This window comes from Leptolyngbya subtilissima AS-A7, from assembly GCF_039962255.1.
Lineage (GTDB): Bacteria > Cyanobacteriota > Cyanobacteriia > Phormidesmidales > Phormidesmidaceae > Nodosilinea.
In genome coordinates this window covers 1-16,917 of sequence record NZ_JAMPKY010000011.1, presented here as the reverse complement: position 1 = coordinate 16,917, position 16,917 = coordinate 1, and the positions used below count along the sequence as shown (strand labels likewise).

16 protein-coding genes, 1 tRNA gene and 1 pseudogene are annotated in these 16,917 nt (G+C 53.3%); 7 read left to right on the top strand and 11 right to left on the bottom strand.

The genetic code is table 11. From position 1 onward, the window contains the following. Positions 1-52: 52 nt before the first annotated feature. Positions 53-1,501 (bottom strand): protein adenylyltransferase SelO, encoded by a 1,449-nt coding sequence (locus tag NC979_RS21265; protein ID WP_190515697.1) that lies wholly within the window; start codon positions 1,499-1,501, stop codon positions 53-55. Positions 1,502-1,705: 204 nt separating this feature from the next. Between NC979_RS21265 and NC979_RS21260 the strand changes: the two genes are divergently transcribed. After that, on the top strand, positions 1,706-2,407 hold the full coding sequence (locus NC979_RS21260; protein WP_190515695.1) for a 2,3-bisphosphoglycerate-dependent phosphoglycerate mutase: 702 nt from the start codon (positions 1,706-1,708) through the stop codon (positions 2,405-2,407). A gap of 283 nt (positions 2,408-2,690) precedes the next feature. Continuing rightward, positions 2,691-3,857 carry a sensor histidine kinase gene (locus NC979_RS21255; RefSeq protein ID WP_242023879.1) on the top strand — a complete coding sequence of 389 codons (1,167 nt, stop codon included), beginning with the start codon at positions 2,691-2,693 and terminating at the stop codon, positions 3,855-3,857. A gap of 298 nt (positions 3,858-4,155) precedes the next feature. Here the strand turns inward: NC979_RS21255 and NC979_RS21250 are convergent, their stop codons facing one another. From NC979_RS21250 to NC979_RS21220, 7 genes are all read right to left on the bottom strand, one after another. Then, positions 4,156-4,647, bottom strand: a complete 492-nt coding sequence (locus tag NC979_RS21250) for a hypothetical protein (protein ID WP_190515690.1) — start codon at positions 4,645-4,647, stop codon at positions 4,156-4,158. 928 nt (positions 4,648-5,575) lie between these two features. Continuing rightward, complete coding sequence (locus NC979_RS21245) at positions 5,576-7,402, bottom strand: protein kinase domain-containing protein (protein ID WP_190515688.1); 1,827 nt, start codon at positions 7,400-7,402, stop codon at positions 5,576-5,578. 7 nt (positions 7,403-7,409) lie between these two features. Beyond that, positions 7,410-8,072: a V4R domain-containing protein gene (locus NC979_RS21240; RefSeq protein ID WP_190515686.1), complete on the bottom strand. Its 663-nt coding sequence runs from the start codon at positions 8,070-8,072 to the stop codon at positions 7,410-7,412. A gap of 97 nt (positions 8,073-8,169) precedes the next feature. After that, entirely contained in the window at positions 8,170-8,658 is a 489-nt protein-coding gene (locus NC979_RS21235; RefSeq protein WP_190515684.1) for a globin family protein, read from the bottom strand. 82 nt (positions 8,659-8,740) lie between these two features. Continuing rightward, the gene (locus NC979_RS21230; protein WP_190515681.1) at positions 8,741-9,028 is read right to left on the bottom strand and encodes a hypothetical protein; all 288 of its coding nucleotides are present in this window, start codon (positions 9,026-9,028) and stop codon (positions 8,741-8,743) included. Beyond that, positions 9,025-9,708: a V4R domain-containing protein gene (locus tag NC979_RS21225; protein WP_190515678.1), complete on the bottom strand. Its 684-nt coding sequence runs from the start codon at positions 9,706-9,708 to the stop codon at positions 9,025-9,027. Before NC979_RS21225 ends, NC979_RS21230 begins: the two co-directional genes overlap by 4 nt. Positions 9,709-10,003: 295 nt before the next feature. Next, entirely contained in the window at positions 10,004-10,480 is a 477-nt protein-coding gene (locus NC979_RS21220) for a globin family protein (RefSeq protein ID WP_190515674.1), read from the bottom strand. A 368-nt stretch (positions 10,481-10,848) separates the two neighbouring features. Here NC979_RS21220 and NC979_RS21215 point away from each other — a divergent pair, with 368 nt between their 5' ends. The 3 genes from NC979_RS21215 (at position 10,849) to ndhO (ending at position 12,422) form a co-directional block, all read left to right on the top strand. Then, on the top strand, positions 10,849-11,061 hold the full coding sequence (locus NC979_RS21215) for a photosystem I reaction center subunit IV (RefSeq protein ID WP_190515672.1): 213 nt from the start codon (positions 10,849-10,851) through the stop codon (positions 11,059-11,061). 205 nt (positions 11,062-11,266) lie between these two features. Continuing rightward, positions 11,267-12,118, top strand: a complete 852-nt coding sequence (locus NC979_RS21210; RefSeq protein WP_190515670.1) for a DNA-formamidopyrimidine glycosylase — start codon at positions 11,267-11,269, stop codon at positions 12,116-12,118. Positions 12,119-12,203: 85 nt separating this feature from the next. Beyond that, a complete protein-coding gene (ndhO, locus tag NC979_RS21205) occupies positions 12,204-12,422 on the top strand; it encodes an NAD(P)H-quinone oxidoreductase subunit O (protein WP_190515667.1) in 219 nt (72 codons plus the stop codon). Positions 12,423-12,544: 122 nt separating this feature from the next. On the opposite strand, the gene NC979_RS21200 is transcribed toward ndhO, so the two are convergent. Together NC979_RS21200 and NC979_RS21195 are read right to left on the bottom strand one after the other, a co-directional pair. Beyond that, entirely contained in the window at positions 12,545-13,042 is a 498-nt protein-coding gene (locus NC979_RS21200) for an anti-sigma factor family protein (protein ID WP_190515665.1), read from the bottom strand. A gap of 377 nt (positions 13,043-13,419) precedes the next feature. Further along, positions 13,420-14,073, bottom strand: coding sequence for a sigma-70 family RNA polymerase sigma factor (locus NC979_RS21195; RefSeq protein WP_190515663.1), 654 nt, complete (start codon positions 14,071-14,073; stop codon positions 13,420-13,422). A 275-nt stretch (positions 14,074-14,348) separates the two neighbouring features. Between NC979_RS21195 and NC979_RS21190 the strand changes: the two genes are divergently transcribed. Further along, positions 14,349-14,431: transfer RNA gene (locus tag NC979_RS21190), tRNA-Ser, on the top strand. Positions 14,432-15,253: 822 nt separating this feature from the next. Here the strand turns inward: NC979_RS21190 and NC979_RS21185 are convergent. Beyond that, the gene (locus NC979_RS21185) at positions 15,254-15,643 is read right to left on the bottom strand and encodes an AbrB family transcriptional regulator (RefSeq protein ID WP_190515661.1); all 390 of its coding nucleotides are present in this window, start codon (positions 15,641-15,643) and stop codon (positions 15,254-15,256) included. A 1,143-nt stretch (positions 15,644-16,786) separates the two neighbouring features. On the opposite strand from NC979_RS21185, the pseudogene NC979_RS21180 reads away from it, so the two are divergent. Further along, a pseudogene (locus tag NC979_RS21180) lies at positions 16,787-16,917 on the top strand (photosystem II q(b) protein); the annotation flags it as partial.

The following is a 16,917-nucleotide window of genomic DNA, read 5'->3' as shown; positions in this document are numbered from 1 at the left end:
ATCCGTAGGGCAGGGAATGCCTACTATTCTTGAGACCAACCCAATAGAAGGCCTAGCCCTGAACAAACGGATGCTGAATCTTAGTCAGCAGGTCGTAGAAGGGTTGCCAGTTGTCGTCAGTCGTAATGGGTTCCCAGATCGCCTCAATTTCGGGGCGCAGGAGCACGGTGGAGGGGTTGGTACGTTGCAGTAGCGAGGCAACGCCTTCCATAGCTTCTGGAGCCAGACTTTGCAAACAACGGTAGTAAGTCTGGCTCCATGCTTCGAGCGGAGCCACCGCCGCCGAGTCAGAGGCTTGCAGCGTGGTGCTAAAAATTTGGCTGGCATCGTCGCGCCAGTCAGCCGAAAATTGCTGGGTCAGACCCAGGAAGAAATCGTGATAGCCCACCTCCATAGCGCTCAGCAATTCAATGGTCTGGCTGACTAAGGTGCTGGCCAGATCGTCCGTGAGGGCTTCAAAGCCCAGTTTGTGGAGCATACACTCGTGATAGTAGACTGCGTAGCGACCTTTAAAGGGTTCTAAAGCTGCTTCCAGATCCGCCTCGGGCATGACCAGTTTGAGGGGCTTTTGCAGCGCCTTAAGGTTCATCTGGCAGATAATGGGCTGGTTGCCGTAGCTGTAGCGCCCGGCATAGTCGAAATATGCGGCGGTGAAGCGGGGGTCGTAGCCATCCATAAAGGCGAAGGGGCCGTAGTCGAAGCTTTCGCCCGTGATCGACATGTTGTCGGTGTTGAGCACAGCGTGGCAGAAGCCCACCGACATCCACTGGGCGGCAAGGCGGGCGACGCGATCGCACAGTTCCCCATAAAAATGCAGATACCGCTCTTGGGTATCGGTAAACAGCCGCGCCTCGGGGTAATAAATATCGATCACATGCTCCAGCAGCTTGGCGATCAGATCAGGGCGGTTGTGGTACTCCAACCGTTCAAAGGTGCCAAAGCGAATGTGCGATTGACTAAAGCGCACCAGCACCGACGATCGCGTGGGGGAAGGCTCATCGCCGCGCCAGAGAGCTTGCCCCGTTTCGACTAGGCTAAAGGCCCGAGACGTATTCACACCCAGCGCGTGGAGCGCTTCTGCCGCTAGCACCTCGCGCACGCCGCCCTTGAGGGTGAGCATGCCGTCGCCGCCGCGCGAGTAAGGGGTAGTGCCAGAGCCTTTGGTGCCAAAGTCGTAGAGGTTGCCGTCAGTGCCGCGCACCTGGCCGTAGAGAAAGCCCCGCCCGTCGCCCAAAAAGGGGTTGTATTCGCCAAACTGGTAGCCGTGGTAGCGCAGCGCCAAAAAAGGTTCGCGCCCCTGGAATTTGCCAAAGGCCTCAGTAAAGTCATCATCGCTGACGGCAGCGGGGTCGAGGCCGAGCTGCCGCACCACATCGTCGTTGCGAAACCGCAGGATGTGCTTGGGAAATTCGGCGGCGGCTACGATGTCGTAGTAGTCATCCCCCAGAGACTCTAGGGCAGGCAGATAGTCGAGGGCAAGCAGGGGATTGGCAGCAGGCATATAGAGTTGAGCGAGGGGACTTTAGCAACAAGAGTATTACTAAAGTATTGCAAAAAAATTTGCAGGTTGGCATTTTGAGAGCTTGGCCCCAAAGCAGCGACCTGTCGCCAGCGCCGCTTTGGCTTTGCCCCGTCAAACATCCCTAAAGGTTACAAAGGAAGGATACTTACCCTTATAGATAGTTCTCTCCCACGGGCCTGCGCTATGGCTAAACTCATTTTGATCCGCCACGGGCAAAGCCTGTGGAATGCGGTCAACAAATTCACCGGCTGGGTCGATATTCCCATGAGTGAGCGGGGGCGGGCCGAGGCGACGATCGCATCGTGCAAACTACGCGATGCTGGCTACACCGTCGATATCTGCTTCACTAGCATGCTGATTCGGGCGATCGAAACGGCGATCGTTTGTCTGACCGAGTGCGGTGAGGTGTGCGGTGGCCGCCTACCCTACATCTGGCACGACCCGGCAGAACCCGACTGGCACGGCTGGGATCGCCACTTTGGCGAACCCGACAAAGAACTCAAAATCATTCGCTCTCCCGCTCTAGACGAGCGCTACTACGGCGATCTTCAAGGGTTGAATAAAGCCGAAATGTCGCTGAAATTTGGAGCGCAACAGGTTCACCTCTGGCGGCGATCATTCAATGTACGACCGCCGGGGGGCGAGAGCTTAGAGGATACGGTAAAGCGCACAGTGCCGTTTTTTGAAGCAGCTATTTTGCCAGAGCTAAAGGCCGGGAAAAATGTGATGGTGGCGGCTCACGGCAACTCGCTGCGATCGATTTTGATGGTGCTCGATCGCCTCAGCGAAGAGGCCGTAGCTAGCCTAGAACTGGCTACGGGCGTACCGATTGTCTATGACGTAGACGCCGAGGGCGTGTTTACCAATAAAGCCGTGCTGATATAGCCGTCGCGTAGGTTGGGTGGCGCTCCAGTGCGATCGCTCTCCGTCCCCTAATGGATAGGGCGATCGCAGCTATTAGCCACACGCACTGCCTTCCGAATAGTGAGTCTTTGGGGTAGTTGCACTGAGTTTTTCTCACCTAATCACCCTCAGACGCAATTAGCTGACGTGTTTCTACTCGATCACCCCTCTAATCACTCTTAGAGAGGCATTAGGCTGATGTCTTTTTGGCCGTCCCCAGCGGTATCATGCCCCTATTCTGAAGATGTTCCCAACGGAGAAATCCATGCGACTGGCAGACTTCATTCTTGGGAACATCGAGCCCATCCTCGTGGAATGGGAAGCGTTTGCGCGCAGCCTCACACCCGGCATGAAGATGACAAAGCTCGCCCTGCGTGATGACGCCGAGGCGATGCTACTGGCAGCCGCGCGGGACATGCAGATCGGACAAAGCCCTGCGCAGCATGCGAGCAAGTCCAAAGGCCATGGCGGCGCTGTTGGTGAGGAGAGTGACCAGCTCGACAACGCCTCGGTACTGCACGGTGCGGCGCGCGTGGGTTCAGGCTTTGACATCATGGAGGTCGTCTCTGAATACCGCGCCCTGCGTGCCAGTGTGCTCCGCCTGTGGCGCACGAGTCGCCCGCAGCTTGATATCGACGACATCGACGATATCACCCGCTTTAACGAGTCGATCGACCAATCGCTCGCCGCAGCCGTCGGCAGTTATACCAGTCGTGTCGATCAGTCGCGTCGCATGTTCTTGGCCATCCTCGGCCACGACCTGCGCAGCCCGCTAAACTCCATCAGCATGGCCGCACAACTGATCTCACGCACCTCAGACAAACACCCAGACTCTCCCAGAGCGCTGTCGGTGATCGAGACCAACACGGAAGCGATCACGCGGTTGATCCGCGACCTAATCGACTTCGCCTCGACGGGGCTGGGCAGTTCAATACCGTTAACGCGCGGTCCAGTTGATCTAGAAACACTCTGTCGCCAAGTCTTCGAGGAATTCTGCGTTGCCTACCCGCAGCGAACGTTGCGCTTTCACTCAGACGGCCACCTCATGGGCGACTGGGATGCGGCCCGACTCCGCCAAGTCGTCTCCAACCTGATGGGCAACGCAATTCAGCATGGATCAGCCGAGCAGCCGATCGAGCTATCGATCGCTTCAGAAGGACCGAGCGTGGTCTTGAGCGTGCATAACGAAGGGCCGCCGATCTCGTCGGAGATGCTAGGAAGAATCTTCGACCCGCTCATGCGCCACACCATACCAGAATCAGTAGTGCAACGGGTTCCAGGCAGCATCGGTCTGGGTTTGTACATTGTGCGCGAGATCGTTGTTGCCCACGGGGGCACAGTAGAGGTCGCTTCGACGGCGCAGGAGGGCACAACGTTCACCGTCTGCCTGCCACAGTCATGCCCTATTGAAGGCGATCGTCAGTCAGCGTAGGGAGCGTTGTCGGCTCCACTGTTTTAGCTACTCTCGTTCCCCCCTTAACCGCAAAGCACCGTCTCACCCGTAAAATATTGCCCACACTTGTTACTGCCCAACAATTATGAGCAGGTTGGGTGGCGCACTAGCAGAACCTAACAAAACCCAGTTTGGGGTAGGAATACACTTAGTTTCATCCAACCCAGACCTAAATTTTTTAATTAATTATGAGGATGGATAGACTTTGATTACGTCAAAGTCTGTAGCTCTTCCTACAAAAGAACTACAGACTCTAAGCAGCATTTGGTTTAACCAATTAACCAATCACTTCAAATTCGATCGTGTCAAAATTGCCGCCCCGCAGAACAGACTCCGTTTGCTTGCCGCGCAAACGCTTTCCTGTGACGCTCTCAAGCACACCTTGAATGGCTCCTAGTGTAAAAGTGAGCTGACGGGGAGACCCTTCGGGTTCTCCAGCCGAACAAATCGTCTCTCGACAGTAAACTGAAATCTTTTCTTCGGCTTCGACAATTTTATCAACAATGCAGAGTCGGGTGCCATCCTTGCCCAGGGCAGCTTGAAGTACTTCAGCCACAGATGCAAGCGACCTACCTTGCCCGGCAAGACCTAATTGCTCTGCTACTTGCCGACCCCGCTGACGGCCAGCACCAATGAGGGCGATCGCAGCAGCCTTTTCACCCAAGACTTCTTCGGTACCAACAACTAAGGCTCTGAAGCAAATAATACTACTAAAGTCGCCAAGTTCAGAACGCAACTGAGCTACAGGTGAAATAACAGCGGTGGACATAATGGATGCCTTAAAGTACAGATGAACAGTTTTTCGAAATCAGGAAAATTACTGCCTGCAACAGACTTGATGGCCTAGTTTTGATGCAGATTGTGCATCTTTCTCAGACAGGATTAAAGCGACCCAATAACTAAATGGTTTTTTAGGGCTCAAAAAGCCCAAACAATTTTCTTAGGCCAATCTATTTCAAACATGAATTAGGTTGAGAATCGCTCCCCTAGTCTTTCCCAGGCATTGATATTCTTTATTATTGCCATAGAATAGAGAATGTGCTTCCGTAATTTCCGTCAAATCGCTAATAGCAACTATGAAATTATGCAACTTTTTATATTTTGACAATTTCAATCAATTCTTATGTATTTCTCGTTTTTTGCTGCTACAGATGTTTCGATTTAAATACTTTGATTTACTTGCAGAAGTATTTTTCATTTAAGATGTGCCTTAAACCTTGAGTCAGTAGAGCAATACACGTCAACAATTGATATCTACTAAACTTTGGCTGAACGCGACGCAACTTCGCAATGACATTCAACCAAATATAGCGATGGCTACTGCGCTTAAGATATTAGCTGCTGCCAAAACCCGGTCAGTTCATTGACCAATAGCCATCGCAACCGAGGATAATGCAGCATTCTTAATCGAGCTAGCGATGGCTAATCACAACATTTACTGTCACTACCAAATTTCCAGAGCTAAGACATTCTGCACTTAGGAAACCTACCTAAGCGGCACTCAGCCCACCCCTAATGAGTAGACTACTAATGTTTTGGCTAGCTATTGATTTGAAGAATGCTTTGCTACCACTTGCATCCTTGTAAAAGCGCAGTGACGAAGTGTTAGCCACGCCCTTTGATAGCTCCAATTCTTGCCCCAATTTGAGGGCGATAAATCTGCTGTCGAACTTCCTAAACCTAATGTCAAACTCAGATTAAAACAGAATGTCTGGAGCTAAATCGGCTAGATCAACAGGGTAAATACGACTGCTCGCAGCTTCGCTGACGCTCCACAGATATTGAATCGGCGCTGATTTGTCAGGGCTAGTTTTAGAGTGTAGGGGTACCATAGCCTGCGGTCGAGGCAGCCCAGCCGTACGATTGATGACGCGGCCTTCATCGTTAATCAGCAAAAATTCTCCCTCTTGGCTGAGCAGCCCGTAGCCTACAGCTGTCTCAAACAGCCAGTGTGGTGAAATATCGACCCGGTAACGCAGCATCCTAAATGGCTTCAGGTCGACGATCAGCAGAGCATTGGGGCAGTTTTCCTCTAGGGCAAGGTAACGATAGGGGGTGCGGGTGGGCACCAAATTGTAAATGGGCACCGAGGCAGCAACTGCCCCGAGATAAGTACCCCGGCGGGTTACTCCGTGAAACAGCGTACGGCTACCCCGGCGCACTACCAACGCTGCGTGGCGGTTGTCTGGAGCGAGAAGGGTAACTAGTTTATCCCCATCCGCAGCGGCGACCGCAGCTGTTCGCGGTGCCGATATTTTGACCCCTTGCTCCGGTGGCATTGTCAACTGACGCACAGCTACGCGGAATAAGTCTTTGGCAACCTGGGTAGCGGTGGCAAACCAGCGCCCATTGGGGGCAACCGCCACCCCATCGGGGCAAATGCCTTGGGCAACACAGCCTAAACCGTGGGTCATCGACAACAGGTGCAGCGATTCTGTGGTGACCAAAAAGCCTCCCTGGGGAGTTGGCAGAAACCTTTGCACTGGCGCGGGCAGCGCAAAGCCTTGACTGGCCTGAGGTGTAGCCATACCTGCTTGAGGCCAGTGATAAAACCATACCCGCTGCTGGCTACAGGTCACCATCAGATGGCTTTGATGGGGTCGGGGCACCAAGCCCATCACCACCGTGGGGTGAGGCAGCGCTACAAAGGGCAAATCTGAGGCCAAATCTAGCTCTGGCAGCGCTTTGGCACAGGCGGGCTGACTCAGCAGTCCCTGGGTTTGGTAAGTCTGATAAATCGCCGTCAGGTCGGCGCGCATGGCTTGGGCGCTGAAGTAGCGCTTGGGCAACAGCTTTTGTAGCGCTTTGCGCAGCACCTGGCTAAAGGGCTCGGCAACCTGGACGGGCACAATCGGTGGCCGATTGAGGTGAGCCACCATCAACTCCATAGGAGTGCCCGAAAAGGGCCGCTGACCCAGCAGCAGCTCATACAAAATAATGCCCACAGCGTAGAGGTCGGCAGCAGGAGGATGCTGGTTATAAAATCGCTCTGGGGCCATGTAGGCGGGGGAGCCGGTATGACCCATATCGGCCTCTTTGGCTTCCTGGCTGAGGCGGGCAATGCCCAAATCGGAGACCCGCGCCACCCAGCCCCCAGGCGTCAGCTCCATGAGAATGTTTTCGGGCTTGATGTCGCAGTGCACAATGCCTTGGCGATGGGCGCACTCCAGGGCGGCGAGAATGTCTAGGGTAAATCCCAGCACCTCCTGCACAGTGAGTACTGTGTCGCTTTCGAGCAGCGATCGCAGCGTGCCCCCCTCGCAGTAGTCAAGCACCAACTGGCGACCGCTGGTGGAATGCTCTAGGGCATGGCAGGTGACAATGCTGGGGTGTTCAAGGCTAATTAAAAACCGCAGCTCTCGCAAAAACTTATGGGTGGGAAAGCGGTCTTTGTGGAGGTCTTTAATCGCCACCAGTTCCCCAGTTTTGCGGTGGATGGCGCAGTAGACTCGGCCAAACTGCCCGTGCCCTACCAGCCCCAAGGTGTAATACTGCGATCGCCGAATTTGCCGGGTGAGGGCCACCGTGTGTTTACCCCTGCTGCATAAGGGTTTGCATAATGGCCTGGTGGGCTTGGCCATTGGCCACCAGAGCTTCTACAGGCTGTAGCCGCTTTTGTAAGCCCAAAACAAAGCGATTGCAGTCGTCGCCCTTGGCTGTGCAGCTGGTTTGGGCACAGCGCAGCTCGCGCCCGGTGAGCTGGCTAAAGAAGATTTCAAGAATGCCGCGCTCTAGGTCGCCTGCCGTTTTTTGGCCCTGGGGGGCAGCGGCAGTGAAAGGAGAATGCCAGATTTCTACCCCTAAAAAACCGCGATCGCGGTAGGTAATATCCAGATGAATCTGGCCCCAGCCGTGGGTCTTCCAACACTGCTGTAGCGACTGGAGAAATTCGGCCATCGACAGGCTGGAGAGGGGCTGCTTGTAGTAGTCGGCTAGCTCTTCACAGAAGCGGGCGTAGAAATTTTTGCCCCACCAGCGGCCACAGTTGTAGAGCACTAGCCCCGACGCCTGACCAGTTTCTTTTTCTAGCCCAGAATAAATGGCCTGGAGCAGCGAGTCAGGGATGGCCAATAGGCGATCGCCGCGACGATTTTCCAGCAGACCCAGCTCGGTCGAGCCCCGCACATAGAGATCTTGGGCAAAGTAGTTGCCGGGCAGCCGGCCATCGGTGAGTAAATCGGCAACAGAAACCATAGTTAACGTCCTTCACAGGGTAGTGATGATGGTGGTCAGACCCGCCGAGCACTGGCGGGACGGGGGCAACCCCCAACGGCCAAACCGCTAGTTATGCCTAGAGCAACCCGGCTAGGGTGACGGTTTCGCGAGTATTGAGCATCAGACTTTTAGCCTTTTCAATGCTGGGCTTGAGCAGGTTGAGCTGGGCCGGCGAAAAGACCTTGGCCAACTGCTGCATCAGCAGCTGAAACAGCTGTTGATCGACCGCCTGGGTTTCGTAAGCTTTAACCATCTCGGGCAGCCAGCCCTGCAAGCGCTCTTCCACAAAGCCGTCGTCGTCGAGCAGCATGGCCATGGCGGCGTAGCGCAGCACCATCAGCCCATTGCGCACACTGCGCTCGACTAAAGGCTCGGGGTGTCCGGCCTGCTGCTGCAGGGCATCGGCAATGGGCTGCATAATGGCAATTTCTTGGTCCCGCAGGGTGCGGTAGACTGCCATCCGCTCCGGAATTGAGCTGACGTACTGGCTCAGAACGCTGAGGTCGTTGGCGTCGAGGTATTGCTTTTCAGGCGAGTCAAATAGGGTATCGAGCTTGAAGGTCATGGCAAATCTCCGGGGAAGTGGGGCGCAGGTGGTCGAGTTGATGGCGCTTACCGTCGGCTAGCAGGCTAAGCAATGGCAAGGACTAGCCAAATAGATCGTCCAGGGTTAAATCGAGATTGGGGTCAGCCGCGGGAGTGGTCGTTGTGGCTAGGGGAGAGATTGGTACCCCGACGATGGGCTGTCCATCCCAGGCGATGTTTTGGAAGAAATCGCCGACGGTCATGGTCATGGTCGACTCTGACCGGGCGCTTGACCCCAGCCCCGGAACGGCGAGAACCGATCGCCCATCCCAGGCTACGGTTTCAAAGAAGGCCTGAACCGTCTCTCTCAGCCAGGGTTGGTTCTGCGACTCTACAGAAAATACGCTCATTGGCCACCTTCCCCAGCCCGCAGGCGCTTCTCAATGTCGCGGGCGTTGGCCCCTTCATTCATCCAGAAGGAGGCGGCATCGATGCGCTCGCGGCTCCCCAGCAAAAACTTGCAGTAGGTCTCGCCCATGGAGTAGCACTGGATTTCAATGCAGCTCAGCTGCTTGCGCACCATCTCGGTAAAAAACCCAGCAAACAGACCGGCGTAGAGGTGGCAGACGGGCTTGCCTACGTCACCCAGGGTGCGAGCCACAGCGGAGTCGAACACGTTGATAAACATAAAGCCCTGTTTGCGATCGCTCATGTCGACCTCCCACCGGCCCCAGCCCTGAGAAATGAAGGGCCACCACCAGGTTTCGAGCAAAAACATCAGGTTGGCGCGGCGGGGGCTCATGGCAAACTCGCGCTCAAACCAGGCTTCAAATATCAGCGAGTCGTGTTTGCCCCACTCCAGCCCCACGGTGTACATGATGGCGGCCGAGGCGTCACCAACTTCTTCTTGCAGTCCCTCTAGCAGGCCAATGATGAAGTCTTCGCTAGTGAGCACATTACGGGTGTCGTTCCAGTCGGTAATGGTGCCGTAATCGCCATTAAATTGAAAGAAATCCCGCAGGGCATAGTGGTTATGCTTCTTAGGAAATTTTTGGTGCAGACGGTGGGCGGTCTCTGTGGTCATAACCATAGCTCGAACAGGCCTTGTAAGACTGTTTTCAGTGATAGCTGTAATGTGCCCAGGCCGACGCAAAATTAACAGCACAGAGGTGCGCGATCGCACCGTTGCCAACCTGTCTGCCCAGGGCTAAAGCTGCTGGAGATAAAGCATTGTCGCCTACCTACGCTTTTCTGTCACGACACAAAACGTAGTAATTATTACTCCATATGAAAGCGCCCAGGCCGCTGCAATTGGCGACTTGGGCTCCGGTGTTGTGGCGATTAGGCGATCGGTTGACGCCGACGATTTCGGCTCCTGGCTGGGCTTAAATAGACTTACCCAAAAGGGTACGGCTCAGCTCCAGGATGGGTAAAAACAGTCTTAGCTCTTCGGTATTGAGGTGCTGGGTCATCACCTCCTGCATAACGGTGTAGGTGAGGTTGCAGCTCTCCTGGGCCCCAAAGGCTCGCATGATGCTTTGAAACCACATCAGCAGGGTGTCTTTAAGCCATTCCGAATCATTGAGCAGCAGGGCCGTGGCGCTGTAGCGCAACACTCGTACCGTGTCTCGCTGCCACTTGGTGGCTAAGTCTTGACTACCTACTAAAAAGATATCGGGCTTTTGGACCTTGAGCCGAGTCAGGACTTGGTTAATAATTTGCTGCTCGGCCCCCTGAATTTTTTGGTAAGCTCGCAGCCGAGTGCTAACAGAGCCCAGGTATTGCTGAAAAAACATTAGCTCTTGGTCAGAGGCGTAGCGACCATCGGTGGCTTGGACTAGAGCCTGGACGTTAGTGAGCATGCTGAGCAAGTCTCCCGCGGGGTGATATTACTAATATTCCCCTATGTTGCGAAATGTAAACAAAATTGTAGCGAAAAGATTTGGGGCGATCGCCCCACCACCTTTTTGTCCTCCGGGCAGTCTAAAGGCTACCCATCCTGACCGCGGACTGATTCGTCCACGATCTTCCTTAATTTTTATGGATCCTGTTTTCGGGGCTGCAATAAAACTTAAACCCCCTAATGCCATGGAGTTGAAGACTCGTAGTAATCTGGTGGACATGGAATAACCCCCTATCCAAGCTTAGCCACGGCTTTCTGCAATGAGTCTGGGCTGAGGTTTGGCCTGGGCAAGCTGCCATTAATATTGATTTTAAGAGGGCATTGTTCATGGTTCAACGTGGTTCTAAAGTTCGCATTCTCCGCAAAGAGTCTTACTGGTTCCGGGAAGTCGGCACCGTTGCCACCATCGACCAAAGCGGCATCAAATACCCCGCGGTAGTGCGTTTTAATAACGTCAATTACGCTGGCATCAACACCAACAACTTCGCGCTGGCCGAGCTTCAAGAGGTTGAGGCCCCCAAGGCAGCTAAGAAGGCCTAGTAGGCAATGCCCTATAGTCCCAGCCGAAAGCTGCCTTCAGTGCTCTGACCGGGACCATGGGGAGTTGACTAGCGTTGTAGGCAACAATTAAGGCCTGTGCTTCGGCATGGGCCTTAATTATTAGAGTCATTTCTATATGCGCATCCCTCACGATTGCTATAGTTCAGGAACACACCGTGAGGGGGCAGCGGCCCAAGGTTAAGCTTTGCCAGAATTACCTGAAGTTGAAACCGTGCGGCGCGGTCTAGAACGGGTAACGCCAGGGCATCGGCTAGAAGGTGGGCAGGTATTGCTGGCCCGCGCGATCGCCTATCCCGCCAACGATGAAGCAGCGTTTTTAACCGGCATTACTGGGACCAGCCTGTCGGCCTGGCATCGCCGGGGTAAATACTTGCTGGGGCAGCTCACCCAATCCGACGATAGCCCAGGCGGCTATCTAGGGGTACATCTGCGCATGACAGGGCAACTGCTGTGGCTCGACCCAAAAACGCCAGTACAGCCCCACTGTAGAGTCCGCCTCTGGCTCAGTGATAATCACGAGCTGCGCTACGTCGATCAGCGCACCTTCGGCCGCCTCTGGTGGGTGCCCCCTGGGGTTGCCCCCACCAGCATCATGACCGGCCTACAAACCCTAGGGCCTGAACCCTTTGACGAAGAGTTTTCACTCGATTACCTGCGCCAGCGTCTCAGTCGGAGTCGCCGCCCAATTAAAAACGCCCTGCTCGACCAGAGGTTGGTGGCAGGCATTGGTAATATCTACGCCGATGAGGCGCTGTTTTTAAGCGGGATCAGGCCGCTCACCCTCAGCGATCGCGTTGGCTCCAAGCAACTCCAGCGGCTCCACAGAGCCATTCGTGAGGTGCTCATCACTAGCATTGAGTCAGGGGGTACTACCTTTAGCGACTACCGCGACATCTACGGTATTAACGGCAACTACGGCGGCGTTGCCTGGGTCTACGATCGCGAAGGCCAACCCTGCCGCCGCTGCGACACCCCCATCTGCCGTCTCAAGCTGGCCGGGCGATCAGCCCACTACTGCCCTCAGTGCCAGTGCTAGAGGAGCCAGCGCTAGCGGATACCCTAAGGTGCTGCGCCTAGGGATTTCGTGTACAGTAAGGCTGAGGTTGATAGCAAATAGATCTATGGCAGCAACTTTAAAGCGTGGCGATCTGGTGCGCGCCGTGCGCGACAAGCTAGAAAGTAGTTTAGAGGCTACTGCTAGCGATACTCGGTTCCCACCCTACCTGTTTGAAACCCAAGGGGAAATCTTAGAAACCAGTGAGGACTACGCCTTAGTCAAGTTTGGCAAGGTGCCAACCCCCAACTTCTGGCTGCGTCTTGACCAGCTAGAAAAGTTTTAGGCCTACCTGACAAGCCAGGGATCGATAAGTAAATCCAAGTTTATAAACGCAGCGGGCTAGGTCTCTTTGAGAAACCTAACCCGCTGCGTCGTTTAAGCTAAAGCAAGCATCAACTCGAGCCACTACAGCTCAGAGTCGATAGGAAGACCGCCAGATTCAACAGGGTTGCCTATATCAGTAGACATAGCTGGCGACGTCTCAGGAATAGGAAAAGCTGGTCTATCAAGGGCAATTTTTAGAGTCTCAGGCTGAGCACTCGTCGCCACGCGCCAAGAAGAATTGCCCACCCCAACCCCACCTGATAGAAGATTGATCACGCCAATGGCGGCCACTCCCAGACCCGCCATAGTGACCAGCCTGAGTCGGTGGTTAAGACTGTGAAAAACACCCGCAACGGTTTCTTCTGGGTCGTAGTTGGAAGGGCCACTTTGGGTACGTAGCCCCTGGCGCAGAGTGAGCAAACGATTGTATAAAATGCGGGTACTATCGTCTTGCTGAAGCCAACACAAAACCTGCTGGCGTTCTTTGGGCGTAACCTCGCCATCGAGATAGGCGCTTAGCAACTCGAAGCGATCGCGCTTAGTGGCATCTAAATCATGACAGCAGGACGCTGTAGACATTAAAGACTCATCTGAACTAGCACCGCTGGAGGATGAACGCTGAACCTGGCTAGGCATATAAGAAAAAGTAGCCATACCAAAAACAACACCTGGAATAAGCAACTAAACAACGACCATGGCGGGCAATGACCCAATCTAGCAATTAGCTAGATACGTCAGTTCTTACCGCCGCTACTGATCATAATGCCAACCCCTTAAAATCGGTAACCTCTGGGGATTAATTCTAACAAGCAAAACATATATCCCTAGATAGAGACTTCTACTTTTGCCCAGGCATTGCTATAAGGACAGGTACTTGCCTCAAATCGGTTCCCGATGCTTTGCAAATCACACAAGACGTAAAGTTAGTTGGTAGAGCACCCTCAAATGTACTGGCTTTAGTTACCTAGGTAGGGCTGCAACTCAGTCTGCAACCGCTGTCGAGCGCGGGCAATGCGAGATTTAACAGTACCCAACGATACCCCAGTCATCTCAGCAATTTCTTCATAGGACAGCCCCTGAATCTCGCGCAGCACAATGGTAGTGCGAAAGACCTCAGGCAGATCGGCAATGGCGCGATGCAGCTGGTCGTAGAATTCCTGGGTCATCATAGTGTCAACCGGGCCAGGAGCACTAGCCGGTACATCCCAATCAATGCTGCCATCCTCAAGGGCAAGGGGAGCATCGAGGGAGAGGGTTGCGCGGTTGCGCTTACGCCGCCGCAACTCGTCATAGAACAAGTTAGTAGTAATGCGGCCCAGCCAGCCTTTGAACTTAGCGGGATCGTTCAGGCGGCGCATGTTGCGGTATACCCGAATCCAGACTTCCTGGGCAAGATCTGCGCGATCGGGCCAATCGGGTGCGAGGTGGTAGAGCAACTTATCTACGTGGCCTTGGTAGCGGCGCAGAAGTTCGGCGAACATCATTCGCTCGGGCCGTAGCCGTTGCTGGCAGAGGGCTACCAGTTCCGTGCTAGTCAGCTGTTCGGGCTTAACAGCGGCCTTGGGGGCGCTGATGGAAACAGGCCAGGTCGAGAACATGGATTGACTCATAGCGTTTATTAGTAGGCCGACATTGCATAGCCACCAGCAAACCTTAATGGTTCGCGTTGAGGTGGCAGCGTGGCTCCAAAGATTGACATTGTCAATGTGAAATATTCTGACGAAGGCAGCAGCGTTTCACGACTTCCCTTGTGCCTGTGAATTGTCTGGCACACCCTCGGAGGGCAGGATTATCCTTATCTATAAACACCTAGATTGATCTGAAGTCTGTCATTGGAGTGATATAACAGATGTTAGGACTGCCCGTTCGGTAGTCATCCCCCCTTGGAGAGGTGGCAGAGTGGTCGAATGCGCCCGACTTGAAATCGGGTGTCCGCAAGGACCGAGGGTTCGAATCCCTCCCTCTCCGTACTGTGGTTTCGGGTTCTCAGTGCCCCTCTGAAGAAAGTTGAGGAACGAGAACTCCCTAAAGTACTCTCGGGCAACTCGACTATATATTCAGTACAGCTTCACACACTGTAGGTCAGTCTTTAAGACGTTTAAATGGGCCGCTGATAATAATAGTGGATTCGTATTTACCGCGCGCCATTAGGCTAACTCCCTATAAAACTGGTGGAGTTATCTCGTCTCACTGCCTTATTACCTCCATTGAACGTCTGTGTAGTCAGCTATAAGTCGGGAGTTGGCGAGAGAGATCCTGCGCGGCAATCGACCATCTCATTGGAGCACAGAGCTTGCCCCGCCTTGCGCTCCACAATCAAACAATACAGTTGTATGACGATGCCGCTTAACGAATACTGCTGTATGTACCCACGCCAAGTTTTACGCTAGCTCCCACCCTTGAGGTCGTCATCCTCAGAAGAGATAATTGCGCCGTAGTCGCAGTTCATAAGCTTTAGAAGCTTTACATTATTTCCTATATTTTGATAGGTAAAACAACAGCCGGGAAGGCCCGGCTGTTGAGTCTATACAGCGATGATGTCTCTTCCTCGCTTACCCAGTCGAATGTGGGATACACCTCCTTAGGTAACGCCTGCCTGCTGCCGAGTGCCCGGTTGCTCAAATCATCTCGAATCAGCCACTTAATGAGAAAGACGAACTCATTGGGCAAGCTGCTACGAGTGGTTCCGCTAGCAGCTCGCTGATCTGTGTTGCAAGCTGCATTATTCACACCAAGATGACCAGGCTGAAAGATCAATCCTAAAAGGTGTAAGTTGGAACCCTTAATTCGTCAAGACTGATCTTCATTGCCTTCAGCGTCCAGCTTGACCAGGTGAATATGCTTATAACCCAGCTTGATTTTGAATTCATCCCCAGTCTTGAGGCCCATCTCCTGGGTGTAAGCTCCACCAATCACGATCTGACCATTCTTATGAACGGTGAGGGTATATGACGCTTCTCGACCTCTTCCGTCTGCGCTCTTCTGCGGTTCAAGCTGAATGCCTTTCGCTACCAACAGAGCATCATAAAACTCAGCCAGATTCACACGGGTTTGCCCTTCCTTACCAACCGTGTAGTAACCACATTCCTTAGCAAGTTCTCGTTTAGTGAGGCTGTCATTATCCTTGACTTTGGCCAAAAGTTCTTTGCCTGTCAAAGGTTCCTTACTTTTTACTGCCATAATTCAATCCATCTTTGGGGTACACATCGTAATCTCAAATGACTGCTAGAAAACCTCTAGAATCATTCAGTGCTCCTTGTCTTCCACTCTACCTAGTGGATTAGAGGAAAGGTTTAGAGTCAATTTAGCTTAATCTAAATTTTATTATAGTTATCAATAGATCCACTGACTCACAATCTTAGAGCCAATATCTAATGAAAAAGTTGTCAACCAGAGTTGTGCTATCCAGCCTATCAACCCATCGTTGTATGGCAAGCACAACTCACTTTAGAAGATCTGATGCTTCGAGGAAGCGGTGTTGCCAACGCAACCGCTGAGACTGCAACAGTACAGAGGATGGTTTGGTCCTATGAATGGTGATTTGACTGAACTGAGTTACTTGCCGAGAGCGATGGAAAACCCGAGGGCATGAAAGAGCAGGCTGATTTGAATTTGGAAGCAAATATTTTAAGTGTTAATTAGTAGCATCAGAAATGTCGTAAAGCCTGACCGATCGGGGGGGACCGGATGAGGGTTTAGAGAAAAACTTGGCAAAGGTAAGGACCGCTCGATCGCTCCGCCCGTGTTCATTCGGCAGGAGCGTGTTTAGGGGAATAGAGAAGTGCGATCGCAATCTAAGCCTAAAGTGCCGTCGCTCCCCTTTCAAACGCAAAAGAGGGGTGGAGGTCTCAAGAGCATATGGCATAGAGAGAATGAATAGCCTGCCATAGATACTGCAGGCAACAATAGTGAAACGCTACTGATCATGATGAAGAACTGAACGCGATGCTGTTTCCATCGCGTGGTCTTTCCCTTGGCGTCCAATCGAGCCTCGTCTACCAAGGTCTGCAGTTCTGTTGCTTGCTTCAGCCCTACAACCTAGGCCTTCTCCCTTCACCTATATAGAGCAACGGGCAACGTAGCAGGAACGGAAGCGGCAAGCCTGGGATGCAGTGCGATCGCCACAACTCTCTGTAGTTGCTGCTGGAGCGACACCCTTGCTAGGGCACCGGAACAACAATGAGACAGCCTGTGGTGGTTATCTCTCATGGATTACTTAAAGGTTCTTTACAAACTGTAACAGTTGGGTTTAAGGTAGAGATATACATACCTCGTCATCCCTTGCGGATGAATCAAGTCCACCAACCTGCACTTATCTTTATCATGACTACGACGTTACAGAGACAACAAACTGCCTCCCTGTGGGAGCAGTTTTGCCAGTGGGTGACCAGCACCGAGAACCGCCTGTATGTGGGCTGGTTCGGCGTGCTGATGATCCCTACCCTGCTAGCTGC

Bases quoted from the DNA above. Each gene is read 5' to 3' on its own strand.
- NC979_RS21235 (WP_190515684.1), bottom strand. From the start codon at position 8,658: ATGACCTTCAAGCTCGATACCCTATTTGACTCGCCTGAAAAGCAATAC.
- NC979_RS21195 (WP_190515663.1), bottom strand. From the start codon at position 14,073: ATGAGTCAATCCATGTTCTCGACCTGGCCTGTTTCCATCAGCGCCCCC.
- NC979_RS21185 (WP_190515661.1), bottom strand. From the start codon at position 15,643: ATGGCAGTAAAAAGTAAGGAACCTTTGACAGGCAAAGAACTTTTGGCC.
- NC979_RS21265 (WP_190515697.1), bottom strand. From the start codon at position 1,501: ATGCCTGCTGCCAATCCCCTGCTTGCCCTCGACTATCTGCCTGCCCTA.
- ndhO (WP_190515667.1), top strand. From the start codon at position 12,204: ATGGCAGCAACTTTAAAGCGTGGCGATCTGGTGCGCGCCGTGCGCGAC.
- NC979_RS21215 (WP_190515672.1), top strand. From the start codon at position 10,849: ATGGTTCAACGTGGTTCTAAAGTTCGCATTCTCCGCAAAGAGTCTTAC.
- NC979_RS21260 (WP_190515695.1), top strand. From the start codon at position 1,706: ATGGCTAAACTCATTTTGATCCGCCACGGGCAAAGCCTGTGGAATGCG.
- NC979_RS21250 (WP_190515690.1), bottom strand. From the start codon at position 4,647: ATGTCCACCGCTGTTATTTCACCTGTAGCTCAGTTGCGTTCTGAACTT.
- NC979_RS21230 (WP_190515681.1), bottom strand. From the start codon at position 9,028: ATGAGCGTATTTTCTGTAGAGTCGCAGAACCAACCCTGGCTGAGAGAG.
- NC979_RS21220 (WP_190515674.1), bottom strand. From the start codon at position 10,480: ATGCTCACTAACGTCCAGGCTCTAGTCCAAGCCACCGATGGTCGCTAC.
- NC979_RS21225 (WP_190515678.1), bottom strand. From the start codon at position 9,708: ATGGTTATGACCACAGAGACCGCCCACCGTCTGCACCAAAAATTTCCT.
- NC979_RS21200 (WP_190515665.1), bottom strand. From the start codon at position 13,042: ATGTCTACAGCGTCCTGCTGTCATGATTTAGATGCCACTAAGCGCGAT.
- NC979_RS21240 (WP_190515686.1), bottom strand. From the start codon at position 8,072: ATGGTTTCTGTTGCCGATTTACTCACCGATGGCCGGCTGCCCGGCAAC.
- NC979_RS21255 (WP_242023879.1), top strand. From the start codon at position 2,691: ATGCGACTGGCAGACTTCATTCTTGGGAACATCGAGCCCATCCTCGTG.